The sequence below is a fragment of the Rhizobium sp. USDA 3886 genome, assembly GCF_056279785.1.
Map to the genome: position 1 here is coordinate 850,375 of NZ_JBWCDC010000003.1, position 22,764 is coordinate 873,138.

The window sequence follows — 22,764 nt, forward strand, 5'->3', positions numbered from 1 at the left end:
CGGTGGCCCGGCCGCCGATCGCGGCCAAAGCCGGCCGGGCCAATTCGGATAACCACCGTTCTGGCTATCGCGGCGTGACGTCGAAGCCGAACCACTTCTGCGACAGCCTGGTGACCGTGCCGTCGGCTTTTGCCGCGGCGATGGCATCGTTGAACAGCGCCTTCAGTTCCGGATCGGTCTTGCGCAGGCCCACCGAGCTGCCGCGTCCGAGAAGTCCGCCCTGGAAGCGCGGGCCGGTCACGACCATGTCCTCGTTTCCGGGCTTTGCCGCCGCAGTCGAAAGGTAGGCCATGGACGCGATGATGAGATCGACGCGCCCGGCCTTCAGGTCGAGATCGTGCTGTTCGGTGGTCTTATATTCCCTGATCTCGACGACGTCCCTGAGGTATTTGTCAAGAAAGGCCGCGCCAATGGAGGAACCCTGGACACCGATCGTCTTGCCCTGAAGGAGAGGCGTCAGCTGTTTTACAGCATCGGCTGCACCGGCTTCGTTGGTGGCGAGCGAAAATACCTCTCCCTTCAGCGGAAGCGTGGCGAGCGGGCTCGACTTGAGGGTCGCGAATGTCTGGCCCGTCGTGCCGTAAGAGTCGCTGAAATCGATCACTTCCTCGCGTTTTGCCGTTGCCGACATGCCGGAGATGATGGCATCGAACTTGCCGGCATTGAGCGCCGGGATCATGCCGTCGAAGGATTGAATGACAGTCGTGCATTCCACCTTCATGTGGGCGCACAGATATTTGCTGAGCTCGATTTCATAGCCGTCCAGAGTGCCGTCGGCATTGGTGAAGTTCCACGGGCGGAACTCGCCTTCGGTGGCGATCGTCATATGCGTCCATGTCTTGCCTTCTGCATGGGCGGCCGACGAGGCGAACATGAGCGGCAGGACGCAAAGCGCCTTCAGAATTCCAGTCAGATATTTCATTGCAGTTCCCCTTTTTCGTTGTTTGGGTTTCGGACCGCTGTCATTTGCTGATGAACTGGCGGAAACGTTCGGATTTCGGGTTGGCAAACACCTCCTGCGGATGGCCGTCTTCTTCGACGACGCCCTTGTGCAGAAAGACGACCCGACTGGAGACATCTCGGGCAAAGCCCATCTCGTGGGTGACAACCAGCATGGTTCGTCCTTCCTCGGCCAGCGCCCGCATCACGCGCAGCACCTCGCCGACCAACTCCGGATCAAGCGCCGAAGTCGGCTCATCGAAGAGCATGACCTTCGGCTGCATGGCGAGCGCGCGGGCGATCGCGGCGCGCTGCTGCTGGCCGCCGGAGAGATGGACGGGATAGTGGTTGCGCTTGTCTGATATGCCGACCTTGGCAAGCAGCATCTCCGCCTCCGCGATGCATTCGGCGCGGGACCGGCGCTGCACGTGAACCGGAGCCTCGATGATGTTTTCGAGCACCGTCTTGTGGGACCAGAGATTGAAGCTCTGGAAGACCATGCCCAGGCGGGAGCGGATCCGGTCGACCTGCTTCCGATCCTCGGGATGGGCATGGCCCCTGGCATTGGTCCGCATGCGGATCGTTTCTCCGGCAACGGTGATTTCGCCGGAGCCCGGCGTTTCCAGAAGGTTGATGCAGCGCAGAAGCGTCGACTTGCCCGAGCCGGAAGAGCCGAGAATGGAGACGACTTCGCCTTCGCGAGCATCGAGCGAGATGCCCTTCAGCACTTCGACCGGCCCAAAGCTCTTGTGCAGGTTCCTGACGCTCAATGCCAGCGGCGCGGTTTTGGACACGGTGACGATCATGAGGCATCTCCTTCGATAGCCGTCGGTGCGGAGGCGGCCGGGACAGATGGCGGAGGCTCGCGCAGATGCGGGCTCAGCCGGTATTCCAGGAGCTGGACGAGGCGCGTCAGCAGGAAATTGATGGCGAGATAGATGGTGCCCGCGACGATGAAGACTTCGATCGCCCGATAGGTCTCCGAGATGATCTTCGCGGCGACACCGGTGACTTCCATCAAAGTGATGATCGAGGCGAGCGATGTCGCCTTGACCATGGAGATCATCTCGTTGCCGTAGGCGGGTAACGCCTGGCGGATTGCAAGCGGCATGACGGTGCGCCGAAAGACCATCAGCTGCGGCATGCCGCAGGCTTTGGCCGCTTCGATCTGCCCGTGCGGCACGGAGAGCAGCCCGCCGCGGATGATTTCGCTGGCATAGGCGGCCGTGTTCAAGGTCAACGCCAGGACGGCGCACCAATACGGCTCGCGCAGCAGTGGCCAGAGCAGACTGTGGCGGACGGCCGGAAACTGGCCGAGGCCGTAATAGATCAGGAAGATCTGCACCAGGAGAGGCGTACCGCGGAAGACGAAGACATAGAAACGAGCAAACCAGTCGAGGACGAGAATGCCGGAAAGGCGGGCGAGGGCCAGCCCGAGCGCCAGGATCGCGCCGAGCGCGATCGATGTGGTGGCAAGCTGCAGCGTCAGCGGGATTGCAGAGACGAGGCTACGGAAAGTCTCGGTGGTGAAAGCCCAATCCATCAGCCCCTCCTGACGCCGCGGGAGAAATGCCGCTCGGCCTGGCGCATGAAGACGCCGGAGATCGTCGAAATCAGCAGGTAGATCGCCGCGGCGATCAGGTAGAAATCGAAGGGAAGGCCGGTCGATCCGGCACCCACCTGCGCCTGACGCAGCAGTTCGGCGACGCCCGTGATCGAGACCAGCGCCGATTCCTTCAGAACGACCTGCCAGACATTGCCGAGGCCGGGCAGGGCGTGCCGCAGGGTGAGTGGCGCGACAATCCGCCTGAAGCGCATGAGGCGCGGCATTCCGCAGGCAATCGCCGCTTCGATCTCGCCGGGATGCACGGCTTTGAAGGCGCCACGAAAGACTTCGGTGTGCTGCGCGCCGGAGGTGATCCCGACGGCGAGCGCGCCGGCGAGAAAGCCCGGAAAGCCGATGAAACCTTCCGCGCCGAACAGCCTGCCGACCGCCGTCACCATGGCGCTGCCGCCAAAATAGAAGAGATAGATGACGAGAAGATCGGGAATGCCACGCAATATCGTCGTATAAGCATCCGCCGCCGTTCTGACGGCAGTGCCGCCGGAGATCTTTGCCCAAGCGCCGAAGGTGCCGATCACTGCCCCGATCGCGTAGCCTGCCAACGCGATCAGGATCGTCATCCATGCACCGGCAAGGAGCGCGTGGCCCCATCCGCCGGGACCAAAGCTGACGAGCTCCAGGATTCCGGGTTGATTCATGGCCGGGCCGCGCTCTGCTGGGTGTCTAGAAAATCGAATGGCATATCCATCATCCTGTCTTCAGGAAGGTGCCTGCCGGTGAAGCGTTCCGACCAGCCAGCTCATTCGGAGCGGGCGTTGCGGTCGGGTGCAGCATCCAGGAAGGCAGGCGCGATCAGTTGGTTTCGAAGTTCGGCGTGAGGTCGAGCTTGCTCCACTTCTCGGAGAGCGACTTGATCACGCCGTCCTTGGCGGCGGCCTTGATCGCATCGTCGAACTTTGCCTTCAGATCCGTTTCGCCCTTGCGCATGCCGAGTGCCACTTCGGTCGCCAGCATGGCGCCTTTGACGAGCGGGCCGGACATCATCAGATCGTCATTGCCGGGTTTGGCGAGGACGGATGTCGCATAGACGCCGCTGTCGAATCCTGCGTCGATGCGCCCGGCCTTCAGATCCAGATCGCGTTCGCCGGAATTCTTGTAAGCACGCACGGTGACGTCACTGCCGTAATAGGCGTTGATCAATTGTTCCTGACTGGTCGATTGCACGACGCCGACCGTCTTGCCCTTCAAGGCTTCGCCGATCTTTGCCATGACCGGATTGGCCTTGTCCTTGTCGTTGAGGTTCAGCCGCTCGCCGGCCATCGGCAACTCGGCTACGGGACCATCCTTAAGCAGCAGGAATGTGGCGACGCCGCTGGCATAGGGCACGGTGAAATCGACAACCTGCTTGCGCTTTTCATTGATGCCGAGCGTCATGATCAGATCGAACTTACCGGCATTAAGGCTGGGGATCATCGCCGTCCACTCGCCGGCGGTCAGTTCGCACTCGACCTTGGCGCGGGTGCAGAGATCGTTGATGAGATCGACGTCGAAGCCCGCGAGCTTGCCGCTGGAATCGATCATGTTCCAGGGCGGGAATGCGCCCTCGATGCCGACCTTCACATGTGTCCAGTCCTTCGCATCGGCGCTCGCAGGGCCGAGGGAGAGAATTGCGGCCGCAACGGCGGCAAGGAATTTCGTTTTCATGGTCATCTTTGGTTCCCCTTGTATTGCCGCATCGTTGGCGGCGGATTGATCGGAGCGTTGGCCGCTCCTTTAAGGTTGAGGTTGAAGTGCTTCCCGTAATGCTTCGTTGGCTTGCCGCAGCGCTGAGGCGATGCGATTTCGTGTCTGCCGCGCGTGGACGGCATAAAAGGCGGTGTCCGGCGAGCCTGCGGGCAGCCGCGCAAGTTCATCGATCCCTTCCAGCGACGCCCAGGGTCGATGAGGCAGGGCGGGATCATGGTGAAAGCGCTCGCCGCTCGTATAGTTCAACGGCACGAGCTGCCGCGAAGCACGCAGGAGCGAGGCGTTGATGCGATCGGCAGTTTCGCCTGCCGCGCCGTCCGACAGCCGGGCGAGGGCAATTGCCTGCCGCTCGAGTTCAGAAGCCCCATCCTTCAATGCCGATATATCCAGCCGGCCGTCGAGCGCCCTCTCGAGATGACCAAGTTCCGCCTGCAATGACGTGGCGTAAGCGGCGTAGTCATAGGGCAGGACCGGCGAAGTCAGCAGCCGCCATAGGACTTCGAGAACGATCCGCGTGTCCCGTTCGAGATTTTCCGGGTCGATGTAATCCATCGTGTCGTGGGGCGTATGCCACCACCATCCTAGCGCCGTCAGCATCTTGACCGGACCGGGAGGCTGGTGGCTCAGACTGCCGAACATGGAGGGAATGCCGACACCCCAGAAGGACTGATCGGCAGCGCGTCCATGACGCCTGCCGGCGTGCTTCTGTCCTGAGATCGCAGCGACAGCATCCGCGGCGACGGCCTTCAATTCATCGATGACAGCGGAGTTGGTGAGCACTGTCGCGCCCTCGCCACCGGTGGAATCGACGTTGACATGCGCGACGCAACGGCGTTCGAGTTCGTCGAAATATTCGTCGGCATACCAGGCCGATCCGGAATAGCGCCCGTGCGAATGGCCGGACCAGAAGCAGAGGCGAAGCCCCCTTCGCCATTCGCTTCGCGTTTCGGCGAGAACGTGTGCGGCTTCCAGCATCGTCGCGTTGGCTCCGCCATTGTCCATGACGCCGAAATGCCAGGTGTCGTGATGGCCGGAAAATAACACGAACGGCGCGTCGTCAGGACCGTTCTCCGCCGAGAGTTCCGCGACCAGCAGAGGCGTCTTGCGCCAGCCGGTATCTACTTCGGCCTCGAGGCGGGCGTGAACCCGCTCGCCGCCCGCCAGCCGGCGGCGCAAACGCTCGCCGTCCTCCTGACGAATGGAGCAGATCACAGTCGAGGGCAGTTTTGCGCGGGTATGCTGCGACGGGCTTCCCCAGACGGGCGAAACGCACATTTCATAGAGATGTTCGTTCGGGCTGACATGGATCTGGCCGATCGCGCCGCCCGCACTGGCAAGGGCTGCGACTTCCTCGGTCGCGATGCCGTCGGCCAGAACGATCCTGCCGGTGACATCACGATCGGCGAAATGGGCTTCGCTGCCTTCGCCGACGTAAACGAGCTCGGCGGTGATGCCGGCGCTCGCCACCGACATCGAGTGTGTGATGCAGAGTAGCGCCATGCCGTCGATTTCTATCTTCGCCCGCCCCGGCAGGCTGATGAAGGCATCATGGGCAATCAGCCGCGTCTGATAGCCGGCTGCGTTCATCTCCGCCTGCAAGTATGCGAAGCTTTCGAGCTCCTCCGGCGTTCCCGACAGTTTCACGCGCCGCGAGAATTCGCGGATATGCGACACCAGGTGCGCTCGCTCGGGAAGGGGAGCGGTGCTAGGCATGGCTCTTCTCCGGCAGAGGCGGCTCAACGTCATCGGGAATCGGATTGACGAAAGCGATCCCCTCGAGGCGTCCCTGATGGTCCGCCTTGGCCGCCTCGATGAGTGCGGGATCGCAGATGAGATCGACGGCGGTGCTCGCCATCACCTTGGCTGCATGCTCCATGCCCTTGTGGGCGGCCGGAAGCTTTCCCTGGGCCACGAGCTGCCAGGAATGGCCCGGCGTGCCGATGGCATATGTGGCGCCGCGCATCTGCACGGTCGGCACCACCCAGCTGACGGTGCCGACATCCGTGGAGCCGACGATCGTTCCGTCGCCGCTTTCCGGCGGGAAGATCCCGTCGCAGAGCGCCACACCCTTCTTCCGATTCAGTCCGAACCGGCCATAGGATGCGGAAATATCTTCCGCCGAAAAGGTTTCCTGGAATTTCCGGGCCGTCTCGTGATCGGCGGCGTCGAAGGGCGGCGGGCCGAGGCGCTGGAGATGCTCGTGCATCAGCTCTTCGAGCGGGGTATTGCCGACGAGGTTGGCGTCGCCGCTGAGCACTTCGCTGCGCACCGTGGTTTCGGTCATCAGTGCAGCGCCTTCCGCGAGCTTTTTTACACGGGCGACGAGGCTCAGCAGTTCGGGAAGGCTTCGCGCACGCACGAGGTAGCGCACGGTCGCCCGAGCCTGCACCACATTCGGCGCTGCACCGCCGGCATCGGTGATCGCATAATGGATGCGCGCGGTCGAAGGCATGTGTTCACGTAGGTAGTTGGCGCCAACATTCATCAGCTCCACCGCGTCAAGCGCGCTGCGTCCAAGATGCGGGGTTGCCGAGGCATGCGAGGCACGGCCGGTGAAATGGAAATTAATTTCGTTGCAGGCGAGCGAGATCGGATTGTTGACACCGGCAAAGGATGCCGGATGCCAGGAGATGGCGATATCGACATCGTCGAAGACGCCGGAACGAACCATGAAGCCTTTCGACGATCCGCCTTCCTCGGCGGGGCACCCGTAGTAGCGCACCCGGCCCTTCAGGCCGTTCGCCGCCAGAAAATCCTTGACGGCTGCGGCTGCAAGCATCGACCCCGCGCCGAGCAGGTTATGGCCGCAGCCATGGCCGTTGCCGCTTTTTTCTATTGGCCTCTCCTCGGCGATGCCCGCCTCCTGGCTGAGACCGGGAAGTGCGTCGAATTCGCCGAGGATGGCAATCACCGGCCCGCCTTCGCCGGCCTCACCCATGACCGCGGTTGGCAGTCCGGCAATGCCACGCTCAACGCGAAAGCCCTCTTCTTCCAGAAGGCGCGCATGCTCAGCCGAGGAGCGGAACTCCTCGTAATTCGTTTCCGGCATGCCCCAGACGCGATCGCTGAGCCCGACGAAGGCGTCGCGTTTCGTTTCGACAATATTCCAGATGGCGTCGGCGTTTTTCATAGTGCTATAAGGATCCGCGTGCATGGTTACCAAAATTGGCGCCAATTTATGATTCAAAAATCAATTGCGCAATAGATAGGCTTGAATATTTTTTGATCATCTCTGTTCGCGCGGGATCGGAAACGGAAGACAGGCCCGGCTAAGCGGCCTGCTGAATGATGGGAGAGTGAAATGAATGACAGCCAGCTAAAGCCTGTTGCCGAGGGAGAAGAGAAAGACGTTACCGATTTCATTCTTCAGGACATTCTGACCGGAGTGCTGGCACCCGGCACGTGGCTGAAGCAAATCGATCTGGAGCGTCGCTACGAATGCACGCGGCCGGAAGTGCGCCGGGCGCTCGACAGGCTGGCGCAGAAGCGGCTGGTCGAGCATGTGCCGAACCGCGGTTATCATGTCTACGAGCCCGACGGTCGCCGCGCCAGGGAGGTCAGCGAAATTCGTATCATCCTGGAGACCGGCGTCGCCGATCGGATCATTTCGAACGCCTCCGCAGAAAGCATTGCGAGATTGCAGATGCTTGCAAAAGCCTTCGACGACATGATCCTTTTCGGCACGATGTTGGATCTCTACGAAGCCAATCTCGCGTTCCATCGGGAATTGCTGGCACTGAGCGGCAACCAGGAACTCGTGGATCTTGTCACGGAGATACGCCAGCGCACCTCATCTGCTCCCGTTTCACAGTGGCGAACCCGCGCCCGCATAGAACAGTCGGGAAATGAGCATCACCTGATGATAGAAGCCATCAAGAACGGCGACGTGGAGGAGCTGAAGAACCTGACGAGGAAACATATAATGCAAGGCTGATAGAGGACACCTTGGAGATATGGTGAGCGCGACGAACAGCCGACCGGTCTCTTGCGAGGCAGACGGCGAGATATAGCAGGTCATTTAAGGCCCCATATCGCTTGGAACATCCGTCGCGATGCCAGCCCGAACTGCGACATATCCATCGGGTAGGCCGACCAGAATGGCGACGGGATCGCACGTCACCACGACCTTGTGGATCCCTTGAAAATATGCCTGCCGACGGCCTTGCCGCTGAAGTGCGAGCCCCTGTCGAGCTTCCAGCGGGAACGACCGAAGATCGACGCGCTGCTAGCATCTCCACCTCGGACACAATGAACCGGCGAAGAAATCCGAATCGCCCGCTCACATGATGCCGAAGGCGGCCACGGCCACGACCATACCGCAGGGGCGAACGCCCGCATGCTCGGATGGGCTCTCGGAATGACGTCGACCTTCCTCGTCGCGGAAGTGGTGGCGGGCATCCTTTTCAACAGTCTCGCATTGCTTTCCGACGCCGCGCACATGATGACCGACGTCGCCGTCCTTGCTATCGCCCTCATGGCGATCAAGCTGGGGAACCGACCGGCGGACGAGCGCAGAACCTATGGCTACAAGAGGTTGGAAGTCCTTGCCGCAGCGTTCAACGCGGTCCTGCTCTTCGCCGTTGCAATCTACGTCCTCGTTGAGGCGATAGGACGCTTTCGGAATCCGGAGCCTAGGGGTCCGAAGGAATGTTCGCAGTTGCCGTGCTGGGGCTCCTGGTGAACCTGGCGTCGATGCGGGTGCTTGCAGCGGGCCGGGACGAGAGCTTGAACGTCAAAGGTGCCTACCTCGAAGTCTGGGCCGACATGCTAGGCTCCCTCGGCGCCATCGCCGGCGTGGTCGCCATATACCTGACCGGGTGGACCTGGGTCGATCCCGTGGTCGCCGTGGCTATCGGCCTTTGGGTGCTTCCGCGGACTTGGGGTCTCCTTCGCGACACGACCAATGTGCTTCTGGAAGGGGTTCCCGCGGGCGTGCCGCTCCCGGAGGTCCGCAGGGCCGTCGCCGACGTGCAGGGCGTGGCAGGTGTTCATGATCTCCACATCTGGTCGACGTCCAACGACGAGATCAGCTTCATAGCCCATGTGACATTGAAGCCCGGCGATGACCGGGCGGCCGTCAGGCGCGAGATCGAAAAGGTTCTAAAAGAACGCTTCGGAATTCATCACACGACGATACAGGTCGAGAGCGAAGCAGAGACCCACGAAGGGGCAATCTTTCATCGATAACGTTAACGGGGAATGGAAACCACCCGGCGGCGAAATCTATCAGAGCGGTGATGACTACTCTTAGCCTTCCGAGGGTGAGGCAAACCGCTCGGCGTCGAAACGTTCAGTGGCGGCGACAGGGATTATGTTCGCACCGGATGCTGCATCAGGATTTTGCTGAACCGTGCGGCGGGAAACGCGAGGCGCTCTCATGCCAATCACCGCGCCCGGAGGGTGCAGCGCCCAATTCATCAGCGCTGCATCTGAAATCGATCCGAATAGATCTGCCTTTTCCCTGGAGGTAGCCATTGGCAGGGAGGCGATGATCGCGCCTTCTTTTGAGCCGGGACGTGCGGCAGCGAAAGGCTTGAAGCCGGTATAGGTCGCCGATGCAGATGAGCGTCTATCCGGAAGCACGCCGACTGGGCCAATCGAAGCAGTCTCCAGCTTGGCATCGGCACCCGCGTCGCCCCGTAACTCGGATGGCCGCATCGCCGGTATCGGGATCCGGAAAGATGAAAGATCCAGTGAGGACCGCTTGTCGTCCCGTTCGGCCGCGTTGGTCTGCAAGGCAAGCACATTCAATGCGCGGCTTCGCGGCGTGGGCAGGAGCGCCGTCACGAGGCTCCTGTTTGTGGCGTCGCGGCTCGAGGTGGCTGACGCTCCTGCGTCATCGTCTTCTCCAGCGGTGCTGGCAATCTGGATGGAGGAGGGGCCGGCGCGCTTCTTATAGTTCGCAACCGCCTGGTTATACCCCGGCAGCGGCCGGCCGTCGGCTGGAAGATGCACCGTCTGCCCGTTCGGGAATATTCGAGCGAGTTCCTGCCGAGACATGCGGGGCCATGCCCGGACGTTGCCGACGTCGAGATGCACGAAGGGCGATCCCGAGGTCGGATAATATCCGACGCCGCCGACCTGCATCTGCATTGCAAGCGCACGCAGCGTCGAAAGCTTCACGCCGGGAACATAGAAGTCCATCGCCTTGCCAAGCATGTGCTGGCTCTTCTTGGCAACGCCCGTGCTACGCGAACGGTTGCGGAGCATGTTGTTGGTGGCCGGAGACCGGTAGGCGGAGACAATGTGGATATAGTCCTTCGCGCCGCTGCGCTTGTACACTTCCCAGACCAGGTCAAGCAGCCGGGGATCCATGCGGGTAGGTTCGTTCCTTCGCCAGTCGCGCAGAAACCGATTTATCTGGGACAGCCCCTTTGGATCGAACCTTCCGTCGCGCTTGTAGGTAATCGTGGCCCTTTCGCCCGTATGGGTAAAGAACAGCTTCAACGTACGATCTTCGGCAGAGGCAAAAGATGCAGAACCGACAAGCGCAGGGAGCGCAAGCAGAGCCGGCAGAATGGTCTGGGCGGCGAGCCGTACCACACGCGACAGGAGTACAGCAATCCCGCCGCCTAAGGCTCCACCCGAGAACGCTCTCACTGGATATTTCGACACGAACAAACCCGTCCCATACAAAACGCTCGACGACGTGCGGGAACGTCCGCATCCATCGCGCTCAATGAAACCACTTTATGGTCAACAAAGTCCTAATAGTGCGAGCAGATCGTGAATGGTTCCAGCGGGGCCGGTCACGCTCATTCTCTTCGATGCCTCGTGCTTGGCCAGCAGCTGACGCTCCCGCGCAGTTGAATTTGCTGATTACCTCATCGACGTTAAGTTCGTGATCAGACCTGCTTTAACCTCGAGCACCGGTCGATTGACCTCCGGATGGCCTATGTCCCTCAACTGATCGGGCGTCAACTCTGCCAGTGCCTTCCGTTCCGCGACGGTCCGCCGCCACACAGCGAGGGCAGTGACGATCGTTGCTACGCTATTCGGCTTGGATCCAAACAACTGCTTTTCCGACGCGCTGCCGACAGCGTGAGTTTCCGTGTGAACCATTTTCAGTCTCCCATTTTTGAGATTTGCGGATGGGAGAGTGCCACGGGGCTATTTTCTGACCGTTCGGCTATCCGTGAACCAAAAGTAAAAGTTCGACAGCCGCCGCTAAATCGGTGTTAAATCTATTCGCAGAAATGCTGTTTGCCTTGGCGGTCAAAGTCTGGAGAGGATCAGTGCGCATCAGGTTGCTGGGCGGCCTTGAAGTTACTTCTCCGGAACTCCGGCAAATCCGCTTTGCCACGCGCAAGACTTCGCTTCTTTTTGCTGCCCTGGTCCTCGGAGGCCGCCGCGGCTATCGTCGGGAACAGCTTTGTGAAGCCTTCTGGCCGGGACGAAGCAATGGGCAGGCCCGCAGTAGTTTGCGGCAAGCCCTGGTCGACATCAGGCGGTCGTTCCCGGCCGACAAGGATGCCGGCGTCTACATCGATGGAGATCAGAATGCCGTCGCGTTGATTGCCGGTCCGGATGAAGCGGATATTTCGATCTTCGACCGGAAACTGGGGGACGGCCGGCCCGCCGATCTCGCCTTCGCTGCGGATCTTTATCGCGGTGAGTTGCTTGCAGGGGAATCCATTCCGGACGGACTGGATGAATGGTTCGGACCCTACCAGGGCATATATCAACGGAAGGCGCAGCAGCTGGTGGAGCGGCTGAGCCTTGCGCTTTCCGAGCCTGGCTCCGCGGAAGAATCAGCCTGCGAAGGGCTCGCGGAGAGGCTGCTTGCCGCGGATCCGACCGTGGAGGCCGCCCATCGCGCGTTGATCCGGATCCACGCTCTCAGGGGTCACGAAAACGCGGCCTTGCGCCAGTTGGAGTCCTGTCGGGCTCTCCTGCAGAAGCATCTAGGCGCCGAACCCGAGGCGCTGACGGCCTCCCTAGCGCCTTCGCTGCAATCACGGGCGAGACCCGAATATCAGCGGATCACACCGGGACCCGACGTTGTTTCGCAGCCGCAGGCCTTCTCAGTTTCGACGAAGCATCACGATCGGCCGTCGGTTGCGGTGTTGCCGTTTCAGAATTTAAGCGGCGATATGGAGCAGGAATATTTTGCCGACGGCATAGTGGAAGACATCATCATCGCCCTGGCGCAATTTCGACACTTGTACGTCATCGCACGGAATTCGAGCTTCGCGTACAAAGGACGGGCCGTCGACATAAAGCAGGTCGGGCGCGAGCTGGACGTACGCTATGTGGTTGAGGGAAGCGTGCGCCGGACTGCTGACCGCCTGCGCATTGCCGGGCAGCTCATCGACACCTCGACGGGTGCACACCTTTGGGCCGATCGTTTCGACGGAACTGTGGCGAATGTATTCGATCTTCAAGATCAGGTCGCATCAAGTATCGTGGGCGCAATAACACCGAGACTAGAGGAGGCTGAGATCGAGCGCGCCAAACGCAAACCGACAGAGAGCCTCGACGCTTACGACTACTATCTTCGCGGCCTGGCGGCCTTTGACCGGACGATTACGAGTAGATCTGTCATTGACGATGCTTTGCGGCTCTTCATGAAGGCAGCCGACCATGATCCTGAGTTCGCAATCGCTTACGCCCGGGCGGCCCGGTGCTACGCGACCCGAAAGAGCAACGGCTGGATGGTCAATCCCGCAGAGGAGATTGCCGAAGCTACTCGACTGGCCAGGAGGGCGGTTGAACTCGGCAGGGATGATGCGATTGCGCTCTCCTACGGTGGATACGTCCTCGGTTATGTAGGCGGTGATCTTGACGAGAGTGCCGCTTGTATCGATCGAGCACTCTTACTCAACCCGAACTTGGCCGCTGCTTTGGGCGTGAGCAGCTGGGTGAAGGCTTGCCTGGGCGAACCGGAAAAGGCCGTCGAACACGCCGCGCTTGCCATGCGCCTAAGCCCATTTGATCCACGCCTGTTCGCTTGGCAGTTCAATACCGGGCTCGCTCATTTTTGTGCTGGCCGCTACGATGAGGCTGTCGCCTGGGCGGGGAAGTCGTTGCGGCACCAGCCGAACTACCCGAGCGCGATGCGTGTCGTGGCGGCGGGAAATGCCTTGGCAGGGCGGCTTGCAGAAGCACAGGACATGATCGCTCGTATATGCGAATTCGATCCGGCGCTCCGGCTTTCGAATCTTGTCGATGTGCTACCACCGTTCCGGCGACCGGACGATCGTGATCGCTACATCGATGCTCTTTGGAGGGCCGGACTGCCCGAGTAACGCCACAGCGGCGCGAGGCGAGATCTTCACGGACAAATCGCTTGCACAGGTAGCCTTCTTAAAAAATGCCATCATCGGGTATATGTTGATATCAAAGTCATCGTTTCCAACAGGGCCTATTTGCCTCCCACAAGACACACTTCGCCCATCGATCGTATCAATTTAGGAAGGCGTATGATGTTGTAGGTGGCAAGGGCAAAGCTGAAGTCTGCCTCCACCTTGTCCAGTCCGCGCACCTTGAGCTGCGCTAGGCCGGCCGTCGTCTTGACACCAAATATTTCCTCGATCCGCTTGCGGCAGCGAAGGCTGATCGCATACGGGTCTGCAACGTGGTTTGAGAGTCGATTGGGGTCCGTGCAGTGGCGGACGACAATCTGGACCTCCTAGCGAAGGCAGGAACCACTGTTAATTCGGCGCGAGTTTTTAAATCCCTGATCCGTCGAGGTGGTGGTCGTCGTCTCCTTCCCAGGGTGAGGGCATCGAGGTGCGACTGAGGTTGGCCGAGGGCATCGGCATCCAACACTTCAATTCCGGTTCGGCATATTCGATGATCTGCCCGGGCGAGGAATCAGACGCGCGCCAGCCTTCTCCCCCAAACTGATCGCCATTCGACCAATACGCGAGGTCAACTTCTGCCGGACCCTGTTCGGACGGGCGGATTGTGACCAGGATCCGACTACCGTCTTTCGGTGCGCTTGCCATATGGCGCCAACGGTCTGGCTTGTCCATCGTTTTTCCTCCTGCCTTGCTACAGGTTCCGAATGTCGCCTCGCCATCGAAAACGGTCAACTCAAACTTTGCACAACCCATCCTCTATCGATGTCCGATCAGGGATCAACCCACGGTCGGTGGTAGCCGGGAACGATGTTCGCGAGCTGCGAGAATTCGTTGCGAAAGGGCCGCCGAGCCTCAGTCAACGGCCCCGGGATGTTGATCGCGAAGGCTTGGAAGGCCGCAGGACGATCCCGAAGATCAGGATGTCTTTGAGGATGATTGCCGGACGTTTCTCTCGCAGCCACATTCAACTGACTGGCGAAACCACGGGCGATTGCCGCATGCGCATGCGGCAGCAGCAATTGCTCTACAGCGGCAGCAATCGTTCTGGCGCAGCCGCAGATCGGTTTCGCTAGATCATTACAGGACACACCAGCAACGAGTGTGTCGCCGATCGCTAAAGACTTCACCAGCTTGACGGCGCTTCCCCTCCAGGAAGCGTAAGCCACCCTGGATCTAGCACCAAGATAGAACAAAGGAGTTTTCAAAGATGAACCAGATGATCAACAACACTCAGGAGGCAAGCATGAAACTGGACAACACCTCACATCCCGGTAAACCGGGCTCTGGCGAACTGGTTCCGTCGCGCTACGCGGTGCGGATCGGCGAGATTGACGTGCTGGTTGTCAGCGATGGAGTGCTGCCGCTTCCAACCGTGATGTTGGGCCACAACGCCGACCCGGCCGCCCGGGCTGCCTGGCTGGGCGACATGTTCCTGCCGCCAGACGCCTTCGACTGGGCGCTGAACGTGGTCGTCGTGCGCAGCGGCGGGCAGACCATACTCATCGACGCTGGGCTGGGACTCGACCCGGACTTGAACCTGCCGCGGGCCGGGCAGTTGATAAAGCGACTGGAGGCCGCCGGCATTGATCTTGCATCCGTGACCGACGTGGTGCTGACCCACATGCACATGGACCACGTTGGCGGGCTGCTCGTCGACGGGGTGAAGGAACGGCTGAATCCGGACCTGCGGATCCATGTGGCCGCTGCCGAGGTCAAATTTTGGGAGTCGCCCGATTTCTCTCGCGTCTCGATGCCGGCGGGCTTCCCGGACGCGCTTCGGGCGGCCGCCAAGCGGTTCAGCAAAGAGTACCAGAGCCAGCTGCGGTTGTTCGAGGATGAGCACGAGGTGGCGCCGGGCGTCGTCGTCTCTCGGACCGGCGGCCACACCCCCGGGCACAGCGTCGTCCGCGTGGCCTCAGGCAACGACCGGCTGATGTTTGCCGGCGACGCCGTGTTCGCGGTCGGCTTCGATCACCCCGACTGGCACAACGGTTTCGAACATGACCCCGAGGAGGCTGCCCGCGTTCGGGTCCGGCTTTTGCAGGAGCTGGCAGCGACCGGCGAACTGCTGGTGGCAACTCATATGCCGTTTCCTTCCGTTGGCCATGTCGCAGTCGACGGCAACGCCTTTCGTTGGGTACCGGTCTTCTGGGACTACTGATCGCATGTTGAATTAAGGCCGAACCAGAGCGTGCATCCTTGAGGGCCGTGTCCAGCTCGGCCTTCAAGCCCGAGCTTCAACCAGGCCTTCACCAATCCACCTATTGAACCACGCGCACCGCATGGGCGCGCAGCAAATGGAGCATCTTATGAAAATCGTAATTATCGGCGGAACCGGCCTGATCGGTTCCAAGACTGCAGAGCGCTTGCGCAAGAAGGGGCATGACGTCATTGCTGCCGCCCCGAAAACCGGCGTCAATACCCTCACCGGAGAGGGCTTGGCGGAAGCGCTGAAGAATACCGAGGTGGTGATAGACCTCGCGAACTCGCCATCCTTCGAGGATAAGGCCGTGCTCGAATTCTTTCAGACGGCGGGCAAGAACCTGATGGCAGCGGAAATCGAGGCCGGCGTGAAACACCACGTCGCGCTTTCCATCGTCGGCACGGATCGGTTGCCGGATAGCGGCTATCTTCGAGCCAAGGTCGCCCAGGAAAAGATCATCCGGGCAGGCGGCGTTCCCTATACTATCGTGCGTTCCACACAGTTCATGGAGTTTCTCGGCGGCATTGCCCAGGAGGGCACGGTTGGTAACACGGCCCGCCTGTCGACGGGTTCCCTGCAGCCGATCGCGTCCGACGACGTCGCCGATTTCGTAACGGACGCGGCCCTTGCCGCGCCGACGAACGGCATCGTCGAAATCTGCGGCCCCGAGCGCGCGCGACTCTGCGATTTCGCCGCGCGATACCTCAAGGCGATCGGAGATTCCCGCACCGTTATCGCGGATCCGGATGCCCGCTATTTCGGGACCAAACTGGAAGACGGTTCACTCGTTTCGGACAATCAACCACGCATCGGCCGCATCGGTTTCGATGATTGGTTTGCGACAGCACCCAGAAGATAACGACTCGCATATGGCCCGCCTCAGAGGCGGGCCGGTGCCTCAGTCAACGAAAGGACGATAGACATGATCAAGTCATTGCATTTTGCCGTTGCGTTGACGGCTCTCCTATCAGGTTCGGCTCTTGCACATGATACGCCGGGTGGCGGCGAGGGCGCGAAGGTTACGCTGGTCTATGAGCATGAACTGCCGAACGTTCCAGGCAAGAGCATGAAGGGCGTTCTCGTCGAATATGCTCCCGGCGGCTTCTCGGAGGGCCATACGCATCCAGCATCCGCCTTCATTTATGCGACCGTCTTCGAAGGCGCGATCCGCAGTCAGGTCAATGACGGCCCCGTCACGGTGTATAAGGCCGGTGAAAGCTTTTCGGAATTGCCGGGCGATCGCCACGGTGTCAGCGAAAACGCCAGCAAGACCAAACCGGCAAGGCTGCTTGCAGTCTTCGTCGTCGATAGCGCCCAGCAAGAACTGACATTCCCGATCAGGAAATAGGCTATCAGGCCGGGCCTGCAGTGCCGGTGCCCGGCCGCTCTTTGACGCAACCATAATCGGTGATTCCTGCCATGTTTGGTGATGACAATTTCGTGCCGCTTGTTCTGGTCAACCTTCTGGGAATTGCCGGCATCGTCGTGTGGCACATCCAGGGCGGCAACCGTCCGACGGGCCGCTTGATCGTCCAGATCCTGTTCTTTACCGGCATGAGCCTCGTGCTCTTTATGGCGGGCATCGCTCCGCACCGACCCGACGGTATCTATACGCAGGGTTTTGGCGCGCTGCTTTCCAAATCGGCCAGAATCCTGTGGTGGACCCATCTCGCCTGGACGATCATCGGCTTCATCCAGATCTACGTCAGATTGAACCGCAAGCCACGGGAAGCACATCTCATCCAGGATATGGCCATTGCGGTCATCTATCTAGGCGTGGCGCTTTCCGTCATCGGTTTCGTCTTCGGCATGCCGGTCGGCACCTTGGTTGCGACCTCGGGCGTCATAGCCGTCATCTTCGGTCTTGCGTTACAGAACACGCTCGGCGATGTCTTTTCCGGCATCGCGCTGACACTCGGCAGGGCCCATGCATTAGGCGACTGGGTCCAGTTGACCGACGGCACTGAGGGCCGCGTCATCGAAACCAACTGGCGCTCCACCAACCTGCTGACCGTTACGCACAATGTCGTCGTGCTACCGAACAGCATCCTGGCAAAGCAGGGCGTGACAAATCTCAGCCGCCCTGACGAGACCCACCAGATCACGTTGCGTGTGCGCATCGCTGCAACGCAAAGACCACGCCTTGTCGAGGAAGTCATGCGGTCGGTGCTGCAAGCCAGCGTCCTAATCATCAAGAACCCGCCGCCGGTCGTTGCCATCAAAGCCATCGACGCGATTGCCATCGAAGTCGAGCTGCAGTTTCGCGTCGACAGCGTCGCCATCCGAACGCCGGCCAGGAACGAGATCGTCGACTTGCTTCATGACCAATGCAGAGCAAGCGGGCTTTCGCTGGCCATGCCTGCCGAAGGCCTCGCTTTCGTACCGGCACTGATCGGCAACCAATACCCTGCCGTGAGTAACGACACGCATTCATCCCGGCCGGTCTAGGATACCGTCTCATAAGATCGTAGCCAGATACGATTGAGGCGAGCCGGATGGATGCGAGAAAATCGCGCATTTGCCGTATCTAGTTGGGTAAGAATTTGAATCTTTCGAAAAATCATTCATCAGGTTGCGTTATTTCATAAGACCGCGAGCTGAAGATGCGCCCTGATGTCCGGTGGCTGCCGCGGCAAAGCGAGGGCCGCGAACCGATAACAGACGCTTTATGGATGCGATGTTCTGGATGGCCGTTCGGGTGCGCGCTGGCGCGACCTGCCAGAGCGATTGGCGATTGTCACGCTGTCAAGCGGCACCACTATTGACTGGGCGGAGCGGGGCGTGCTGCAGGATCCCTTTGACAGCCTCAGCCATGATGGTGATTTCGAATGGTTGTGCGTGAATGCCACAATCATTCGCGCTCATCAGCATGCCAGGCGCATGCAGGCAAAAGGGCCGGATGCCGAAGGTCTGGGAGCGTTTCAAGGCAGGCTCAGGCACCAAGCTCCATGTCGCGACCGACGGGAACCGATGAATTGACGGCACGCCTCACGAGCAGGCCTGAATATGGCAAGCCGCGCTCTTGCAGAGAGCGCAGCTCGTGTCGTGATGCGATCAGAGGTCCGTCACACGCTCCGGATCGGCGGAAGCCAGCGCAGCGGCGCGCTCGGGCTGCGGCGGATAGATCCAGACGGTGTTGATTTCCTGCTTGGTCGCCTTTGCTTTCTCGCCGACCATCTCCACTTTGCGATCCCAGCCTCGGGTAAAGAGGGCTCCGGCATCGGCAAGGTCAAGGCAGGTGACATAGGCTTCCTGATGATATTGCCGTGCCTGCACGCCCAGCAGTTCAGCGGCGGCATTGTTGCCCGCGAAGGCGCCCATGCGAGTGGCGTGCTGGCACGACATCAGTGCATAGTTGCCGAAGTCGTCGCAAGCGGCGCGAGCCGCATCCCCGGTGGCGAAGACACCGGGCACGGACGGCACGCGCAGGCAGCCATCGACCAACAGCCGGTCGAACTTGTCACGCTCGCCGGGAATTTTGGTGGTTAGCGGATTGGCCCGCATGCCTGCCGCCCAGATCACTGTCATGGTTTCGATATGCTCGCCGGTGCTCAGCGTAACGCCGGATTTATCCAGCGATGAAACGCCGGCATTGAGCCGCGTTTCCACGCCGAGCTTGCGCAGTGCCTCCTCGATGATCGGGCGCGGACCTTCGCCCATGTCGGGGGCGACTGCGCTGCTGCGGTCGACGATGATTACGCGCGGATTGGCGGTTTTGTCGAACAGGGTTCTTAGCCGCGAAGGCATCTCGGTCGCCGCCTCGATACCTGTGAAACCGGCGCCCGCAACAACGATGGTGTCGCGCGCGGCCGAGGCCGGCATCTTCGCAAGCGCGTGGAGGTGGCGATCGAGGGCAATGGCGTCATCGATGTTGTCGATGCTGAAGGCGTATTCGGCAAGGCCCGGAATATTCGGGCGGAACAGCCGGCTGCCCGTGGCGAGTACAAGGCGATGATACTGAAGGCTCTTTCGTTCGCCCTTGGCATTGACGACGTCTGCGGTGCGGGCCTTCGTGTCGATCGCTTCGACGCTGCCCTGTATGTAGGCGACATCGATGGCGTCAAATACATCCTGCAGAGGTGCCGTCAGGGTCTCGGGTTTCGGCTCATAAAGCCGGGGGCGGATGACGAGCGTCGGTTCCGGGGACACGAGCGCGATTTCGAGTTCTTCGGGCGAAATGCCTTCGATATCGCGCAGGCGGGCTGAGGAAAGTGCGGCGTACATGCCGGCGAAGCCGGCGCCCACGATCACAAGTCTCATGTTATTCACTCCGTTGTTTGTAGTTTCAATGGGCCGCGCGTCACCGTCGCCGCTCCTGATGGGCGGCGAGGTGGTCGGCAATCGATGGCGCGCGGATTGGTGAAGCGACGTCGCTCAGGCCGTGATGAAGGCCAGCATGTCGGCATTGACGACATCTGCATGGGTCGTGCACAGCCCATGCGGCAGTTTCTCGTAGATTTTCAGCGTGGCCGCCTGCAGGAGCTTCGCCGACAACAGAGCGGCGGCACCGATGGGAACGATCTGGTCGTCATCGCCATGCAACACGAGCGTCGGCACGGTGATGCTCTTCAGGTCCTCGGTGAAATCCGTCTCTGAGAATGCCTTGATGCCGTCGTAATGTGCTTTCGCGCCGCCCATCATGCCCTGACGCCACCAATTTGAGATGACCGCCTGCGAAGGCTCGGCACCCGGGCGGTTGTAGCCGTAGAAGGGGCCGCTCGGAAAATCGCGATAGAACTGCGAACGGTTGGCAGCCAGCTGACTGCGCAATCCGTCGAATGCCTCGATCGGCAAACCGCCTGGATTGGCGGCGGTTTTCAACATCAATGGCGGCACGGCAGCAATCAGGATCAGTTTGGCAACGCGACCCTTGCCATACCGCGCGACATACCGCGCGGCTTCACCGCCGCCGGTAGAGTGGCCGACATGGATCGCGTTGTGAAGATCGAGATAGTCGATCATTGCGGCAGCATCGGAGGCGTAGTGATCCATGTCATGACCGTCGCTCACCTGGCTCGATCGGCCATGACCGCGGCGATCATGAGCGATCACGCGAAAGCCCTTGCCGAGGAAGAAGAGCATTTGATTATCCCAATCGTCGGAGCTGAGCGGCCAGCCGTGGTGAAAGACGATCGGCTGAGCGGACTTCGGTCCCCAGTCCTTGTAAAAAAGTTGAACACCGTCGCTGGTTGTAATGGAGGTCATTGTGCTGATCCTTTGTAGGGCCCGTCATCGAATCGGACGGACAGTTGCTAAAATCGGGTATGCAAGCCGCTACGGGTCGCTTCGTTGCGATTGACCCGTAATCGGTGCCCAGACCATCCTTTGTCTCCGCAGGATCCGTTGGTATGGGCGCAATGGTGTTTTAGCGAAACAGGTCTGCGGCTGCGCCAGAGGGATTGGCGCCATTGCAGAGCAATTGCGGTTAGCGGATGCGCGCCGCGCATCGCCCGGCGCTTTACCGGTTAGCTTTCGAAATGCGGCGGCCAAGGCTGTTTGCGAGGCGCAGTCAAGTGGGGCCGCGACCAACGCCATGCCAGTGGAATCGCGCGGCGTGTCGTGCTTGTTCGAGCCGATGACGTCGCAGCGGAGAACGCGACAGTCCGGAATCTGAGGCGAGGCGAAAGAAGATTGCGGTCAGCCGTGGCGCCGCCGCCAATCGGTCGGTGTTTCACCGGTCAATTTTCGGAATGCAGCTGCAAATGCTGTTTGCGAGGCATAACCGAGGGAGGCCGCGACCAACGCGATCGAATTTTGAGGATCACGTAGCATGTTTATGGCCTGCTCGAGCCGATATTGACGGAGCCAGTTGTGAGGCGAAAGCCCTGTGCTTTCCTTGAAGGCGCGACAGAAATGAAAACGCGACAACCCGGAATCGGCAGCGAGGGCCCCGAGGGAGACGTCCGCGTCGGCGTCCGACCGCAATCGTTCGATCGCCCGGCGCAGCACGCTCGGCGCGAGGCCGCCCAGCGCCGGCTGATAGCTCGGTGCCTTGCCGGTGTGCGCAGCCAGCAGGCGCGTGGCCAGAAGGTCAGTCAACTGCTGCCTGAACAGTGTATCCAGTGCCGTATTGCCTTCCAGGACATCGGCTGCGCTCAGGAGCAATCGGGATGTAATGAGGTCCGGATGCGCCGTTCGCTCCAAGAGATCGGTCGGCGTGAAAGTATCGGTTTCGTCGGCAATGCGCGTCAGTGTCGTGCGGGGAAGATAGAGCTGAACGACATCAACCGGTTTTGGAATATCCCATCGGGAGCTTGATCCAGCCGGGATGATGATCACAACCCCGCGACGAAACGTTCCGCTCTCGATCGATCTTCCGGACCGCCGTTCCATGCGCTGTATCACGCCGTTGTAAGCCATGATGACGTGGTCGGTCATGGGCTCGACGACGTCATGCAATGGGTCGTGATTCCAGTGCGCGATTGCACCGCCGGAGGGGTCCGCCGCAAGATGAATTGGCGCAGTCCTCAGAACGCGCGACATCTCGTTAGCAGGATTCTGATCGGCGGCCGGCATTTCCTCCCGACGCGCGCCGATTGTCTCAGCCGGCAAGCTCTCGAGAGGATCGGAGGGGGAAGACAAGCTCATGGATGCGTGCTCATCGATTGGCGCTGCTTGCGTGCGATTCTTGCAACAATTGCCAGCTCGTCGAGCACCCGCCTATAGTGGCCAGCCCTGTTAGTCTTATTACGCATGACATCCCCATGTCCTGAGCAATTCCGCTGTGCTCTGGTTATTCGCGCGTTGCTAGATGCAGCGAGGATATCAAGATTTTTCGAGGGCGAAACCTATTCTCCAGGATAGGTTGCGTTCGCGATTTGGCCTCGTTCTGGGAGCCGCCGACGACAATCGTGTGACGCGATGTGTGCCAACGCATTGCGGTAAGAGTGGAAACGGTCAGGCGTGTCACGAGAGACGATGGTGAATGGCCGTAGCCGATGTGCGAGCTCTTTGAGATCAGTGAAACACCGGCAAGAGCCTATCGAATGAAGGGAATTGCCAGCGCA

The 22,764-nt window shown here is 60.5% G+C and carries 21 protein-coding genes and 1 pseudogene; 7 read left to right on the forward strand and 15 right to left on the reverse strand.

The window, feature by feature from the left end; all coding sequences use genetic code 11:
• Positions 1-64 precede the first annotated feature (64 nt).
• From ACZ9BX_RS26905 to ACZ9BX_RS26935, 7 genes are all read right to left on the reverse strand, one after another.
• Complete coding sequence (locus tag ACZ9BX_RS26905; RefSeq protein WP_027512716.1) at positions 65-922, reverse strand: transporter substrate-binding domain-containing protein; 858 nt, start codon at positions 920-922, stop codon at positions 65-67.
• Positions 923-962: 40 nt separating this feature from the next.
• Positions 963-1,745, reverse strand: a complete 783-nt coding sequence (locus ACZ9BX_RS26910) for an ABC transporter ATP-binding protein (RefSeq protein ID WP_476221205.1) — start codon at positions 1,743-1,745, stop codon at positions 963-965.
• Positions 1,742-2,482, reverse strand: coding sequence for an ABC transporter permease (locus ACZ9BX_RS26915; RefSeq protein WP_476221206.1), 741 nt, complete (start codon positions 2,480-2,482; stop codon positions 1,742-1,744). The genes ACZ9BX_RS26910 and ACZ9BX_RS26915 overlap by 4 nt, the downstream gene beginning before the upstream one ends.
• Positions 2,482-3,201 (reverse strand): ABC transporter permease, encoded by a 720-nt coding sequence (locus ACZ9BX_RS26920; RefSeq protein ID WP_476221207.1) that lies wholly within the window; start codon positions 3,199-3,201, stop codon positions 2,482-2,484. Before ACZ9BX_RS26920 ends, ACZ9BX_RS26915 begins: the two co-directional genes overlap by 1 nt.
• 154 nt (positions 3,202-3,355) lie before the next feature.
• A complete protein-coding gene (locus ACZ9BX_RS26925) occupies positions 3,356-4,213 on the reverse strand; it encodes a transporter substrate-binding domain-containing protein (protein ID WP_476221208.1) in 858 nt (285 codons plus the stop codon).
• Positions 4,214-4,276: 63 nt separating this feature from the next.
• Entirely contained in the window at positions 4,277-5,962 is a 1,686-nt protein-coding gene (locus ACZ9BX_RS26930; protein WP_476221209.1) for a M28 family peptidase, read from the reverse strand.
• Positions 5,955-7,379: a M20 family metallopeptidase gene (locus ACZ9BX_RS26935; protein ID WP_476221211.1), complete on the reverse strand. Its 1,425-nt coding sequence runs from the start codon at positions 7,377-7,379 to the stop codon at positions 5,955-5,957. The genes ACZ9BX_RS26930 and ACZ9BX_RS26935 overlap by 8 nt, the downstream gene beginning before the upstream one ends.
• Positions 7,380-7,550: 171 nt before the next feature.
• Between ACZ9BX_RS26935 and ACZ9BX_RS26940 the strand changes: the two genes are divergently transcribed.
• Together ACZ9BX_RS26940 and ACZ9BX_RS26945 are read left to right on the forward strand one after the other, a co-directional pair.
• A complete protein-coding gene (locus ACZ9BX_RS26940) occupies positions 7,551-8,183 on the forward strand; it encodes a GntR family transcriptional regulator (RefSeq protein WP_476221213.1) in 633 nt (210 codons plus the stop codon).
• A 402-nt stretch (positions 8,184-8,585) separates the two neighbouring features.
• Positions 8,586-9,436: pseudogene (locus ACZ9BX_RS26945) on the forward strand (cation diffusion facilitator family transporter).
• Between the two features lie 60 nt (positions 9,437-9,496).
• On the opposite strand, the gene ACZ9BX_RS26950 reads toward ACZ9BX_RS26945, so the two are convergent.
• Both ACZ9BX_RS26950 and ACZ9BX_RS26955 read right to left on the reverse strand, forming a co-directional pair.
• Positions 9,497-10,870, reverse strand: coding sequence for a peptidoglycan L,D-endopeptidase MepK (locus tag ACZ9BX_RS26950; RefSeq protein ID WP_476221214.1), 1,374 nt, complete (start codon positions 10,868-10,870; stop codon positions 9,497-9,499).
• Between the two features lie 198 nt (positions 10,871-11,068).
• Complete coding sequence (locus tag ACZ9BX_RS26955; protein ID WP_476221216.1) at positions 11,069-11,311, reverse strand: DUF1127 domain-containing protein; 243 nt, start codon at positions 11,309-11,311, stop codon at positions 11,069-11,071.
• Between the two features lie 173 nt (positions 11,312-11,484).
• Here ACZ9BX_RS26955 and ACZ9BX_RS26960 point away from each other — a divergent pair, with 173 nt between their 5' ends.
• Positions 11,485-13,497: a BTAD domain-containing putative transcriptional regulator gene (locus ACZ9BX_RS26960; protein ID WP_476221217.1), complete on the forward strand. Its 2,013-nt coding sequence runs from the start codon at positions 11,485-11,487 to the stop codon at positions 13,495-13,497.
• Positions 13,498-13,613: 116 nt separating this feature from the next.
• Here the strand turns inward: ACZ9BX_RS26960 and ACZ9BX_RS26965 are convergent, their stop codons facing one another.
• The 3 genes from ACZ9BX_RS26965 to ACZ9BX_RS26975 form a co-directional block, all read right to left on the reverse strand.
• Entirely contained in the window at positions 13,614-13,871 is a 258-nt protein-coding gene (locus ACZ9BX_RS26965; protein ID WP_476223054.1) for a transposase, read from the reverse strand.
• A 49-nt stretch (positions 13,872-13,920) separates the two neighbouring features.
• Positions 13,921-14,226, reverse strand: coding sequence for a hypothetical protein (locus tag ACZ9BX_RS26970; RefSeq protein WP_027512728.1), 306 nt, complete (start codon positions 14,224-14,226; stop codon positions 13,921-13,923).
• A 98-nt stretch (positions 14,227-14,324) separates the two neighbouring features.
• Positions 14,325-14,747 carry a hypothetical protein gene (locus ACZ9BX_RS26975; protein ID WP_476221218.1) on the reverse strand — a complete coding sequence of 141 codons (423 nt, stop codon included), beginning with the start codon at positions 14,745-14,747 and terminating at the stop codon, positions 14,325-14,327.
• 14 nt (positions 14,748-14,761) lie between these two features.
• Between ACZ9BX_RS26975 and ACZ9BX_RS26980 the strand changes: the two genes are divergently transcribed.
• The 4 genes from ACZ9BX_RS26980 (at position 14,762) to ACZ9BX_RS26995 (ending at position 18,205) form a co-directional block, all read left to right on the forward strand.
• Positions 14,762-15,715: an MBL fold metallo-hydrolase gene (locus ACZ9BX_RS26980; protein ID WP_476221220.1), complete on the forward strand. Its 954-nt coding sequence runs from the start codon at positions 14,762-14,764 to the stop codon at positions 15,713-15,715.
• A 148-nt stretch (positions 15,716-15,863) separates the two neighbouring features.
• The gene (locus tag ACZ9BX_RS26985) at positions 15,864-16,616 is read left to right on the forward strand and encodes an SDR family oxidoreductase (protein WP_476221222.1); all 753 of its coding nucleotides are present in this window, start codon (positions 15,864-15,866) and stop codon (positions 16,614-16,616) included.
• Between the two features lie 63 nt (positions 16,617-16,679).
• A complete protein-coding gene (locus ACZ9BX_RS26990) occupies positions 16,680-17,105 on the forward strand; it encodes a cupin domain-containing protein (protein ID WP_476221224.1) in 426 nt (141 codons plus the stop codon).
• Between the two features lie 71 nt (positions 17,106-17,176).
• Entirely contained in the window at positions 17,177-18,205 is a 1,029-nt protein-coding gene (locus ACZ9BX_RS26995) for a mechanosensitive ion channel family protein (RefSeq protein WP_476221226.1), read from the forward strand.
• Between the two features lie 606 nt (positions 18,206-18,811).
• Here ACZ9BX_RS26995 and ACZ9BX_RS27000 read toward each other — a convergent pair.
• From ACZ9BX_RS27000 to ACZ9BX_RS27010, 3 genes are all read right to left on the reverse strand, one after another.
• Positions 18,812-20,017: an NAD(P)/FAD-dependent oxidoreductase gene (locus tag ACZ9BX_RS27000; protein ID WP_476221228.1), complete on the reverse strand. Its 1,206-nt coding sequence runs from the start codon at positions 20,015-20,017 to the stop codon at positions 18,812-18,814.
• 114 nt (positions 20,018-20,131) lie between these two features.
• Positions 20,132-20,962 (reverse strand): alpha/beta fold hydrolase, encoded by an 831-nt coding sequence (locus ACZ9BX_RS27005; RefSeq protein ID WP_476221230.1) that lies wholly within the window; start codon positions 20,960-20,962, stop codon positions 20,132-20,134.
• A gap of 432 nt (positions 20,963-21,394) precedes the next feature.
• Positions 21,395-22,345, reverse strand: a complete 951-nt coding sequence (locus ACZ9BX_RS27010; RefSeq protein ID WP_100771599.1) for a helix-turn-helix domain-containing protein — start codon at positions 22,343-22,345, stop codon at positions 21,395-21,397.
• Positions 22,346-22,764: the final 419 nt, after the last annotated feature.

Bases quoted from the DNA above. Each gene is read 5' to 3' on its own strand.
- ACZ9BX_RS26995 (WP_476221226.1), top strand. From the start codon at position 17,177: ATGTTTGGTGATGACAATTTCGTGCCGCTTGTTCTGGTCAACCTTCTG.
- ACZ9BX_RS26970 (WP_027512728.1), bottom strand. From the start codon at position 14,226: ATGGACAAGCCAGACCGTTGGCGCCATATGGCAAGCGCACCGAAAGAC.
- ACZ9BX_RS26910 (WP_476221205.1), bottom strand. From the start codon at position 1,745: ATGATCGTCACCGTGTCCAAAACCGCGCCGCTGGCATTGAGCGTCAGG.
- ACZ9BX_RS26955 (WP_476221216.1), bottom strand. From the start codon at position 11,311: ATGGTTCACACGGAAACTCACGCTGTCGGCAGCGCGTCGGAAAAGCAG.
- ACZ9BX_RS26925 (WP_476221208.1), bottom strand. From the start codon at position 4,213: ATGACCATGAAAACGAAATTCCTTGCCGCCGTTGCGGCCGCAATTCTC.
- ACZ9BX_RS26990 (WP_476221224.1), top strand. From the start codon at position 16,680: ATGATCAAGTCATTGCATTTTGCCGTTGCGTTGACGGCTCTCCTATCA.
- ACZ9BX_RS27010 (WP_100771599.1), bottom strand. From the start codon at position 22,345: ATGAGCTTGTCTTCCCCCTCCGATCCTCTCGAGAGCTTGCCGGCTGAG.
- ACZ9BX_RS26935 (WP_476221211.1), bottom strand. From the start codon at position 7,379: ATGAAAAACGCCGACGCCATCTGGAATATTGTCGAAACGAAACGCGAC.
- ACZ9BX_RS26905 (WP_027512716.1), bottom strand. From the start codon at position 922: ATGAAATATCTGACTGGAATTCTGAAGGCGCTTTGCGTCCTGCCGCTC.
- ACZ9BX_RS27000 (WP_476221228.1), bottom strand. From the start codon at position 20,017: ATGAGACTTGTGATCGTGGGCGCCGGCTTCGCCGGCATGTACGCCGCA.
- ACZ9BX_RS26920 (WP_476221207.1), bottom strand. From the start codon at position 3,201: ATGAATCAACCCGGAATCCTGGAGCTCGTCAGCTTTGGTCCCGGCGGA.
- ACZ9BX_RS26985 (WP_476221222.1), top strand. From the start codon at position 15,864: ATGAAAATCGTAATTATCGGCGGAACCGGCCTGATCGGTTCCAAGACT.
- ACZ9BX_RS26980 (WP_476221220.1), top strand. From the start codon at position 14,762: ATGAACCAGATGATCAACAACACTCAGGAGGCAAGCATGAAACTGGAC.
- ACZ9BX_RS26915 (WP_476221206.1), bottom strand. From the start codon at position 2,482: ATGGATTGGGCTTTCACCACCGAGACTTTCCGTAGCCTCGTCTCTGCA.
- ACZ9BX_RS26930 (WP_476221209.1), bottom strand. From the start codon at position 5,962: ATGCCTAGCACCGCTCCCCTTCCCGAGCGAGCGCACCTGGTGTCGCAT.
- ACZ9BX_RS26940 (WP_476221213.1), top strand. From the start codon at position 7,551: ATGAATGACAGCCAGCTAAAGCCTGTTGCCGAGGGAGAAGAGAAAGAC.
- ACZ9BX_RS27005 (WP_476221230.1), bottom strand. From the start codon at position 20,962: ATGACCTCCATTACAACCAGCGACGGTGTTCAACTTTTTTACAAGGAC.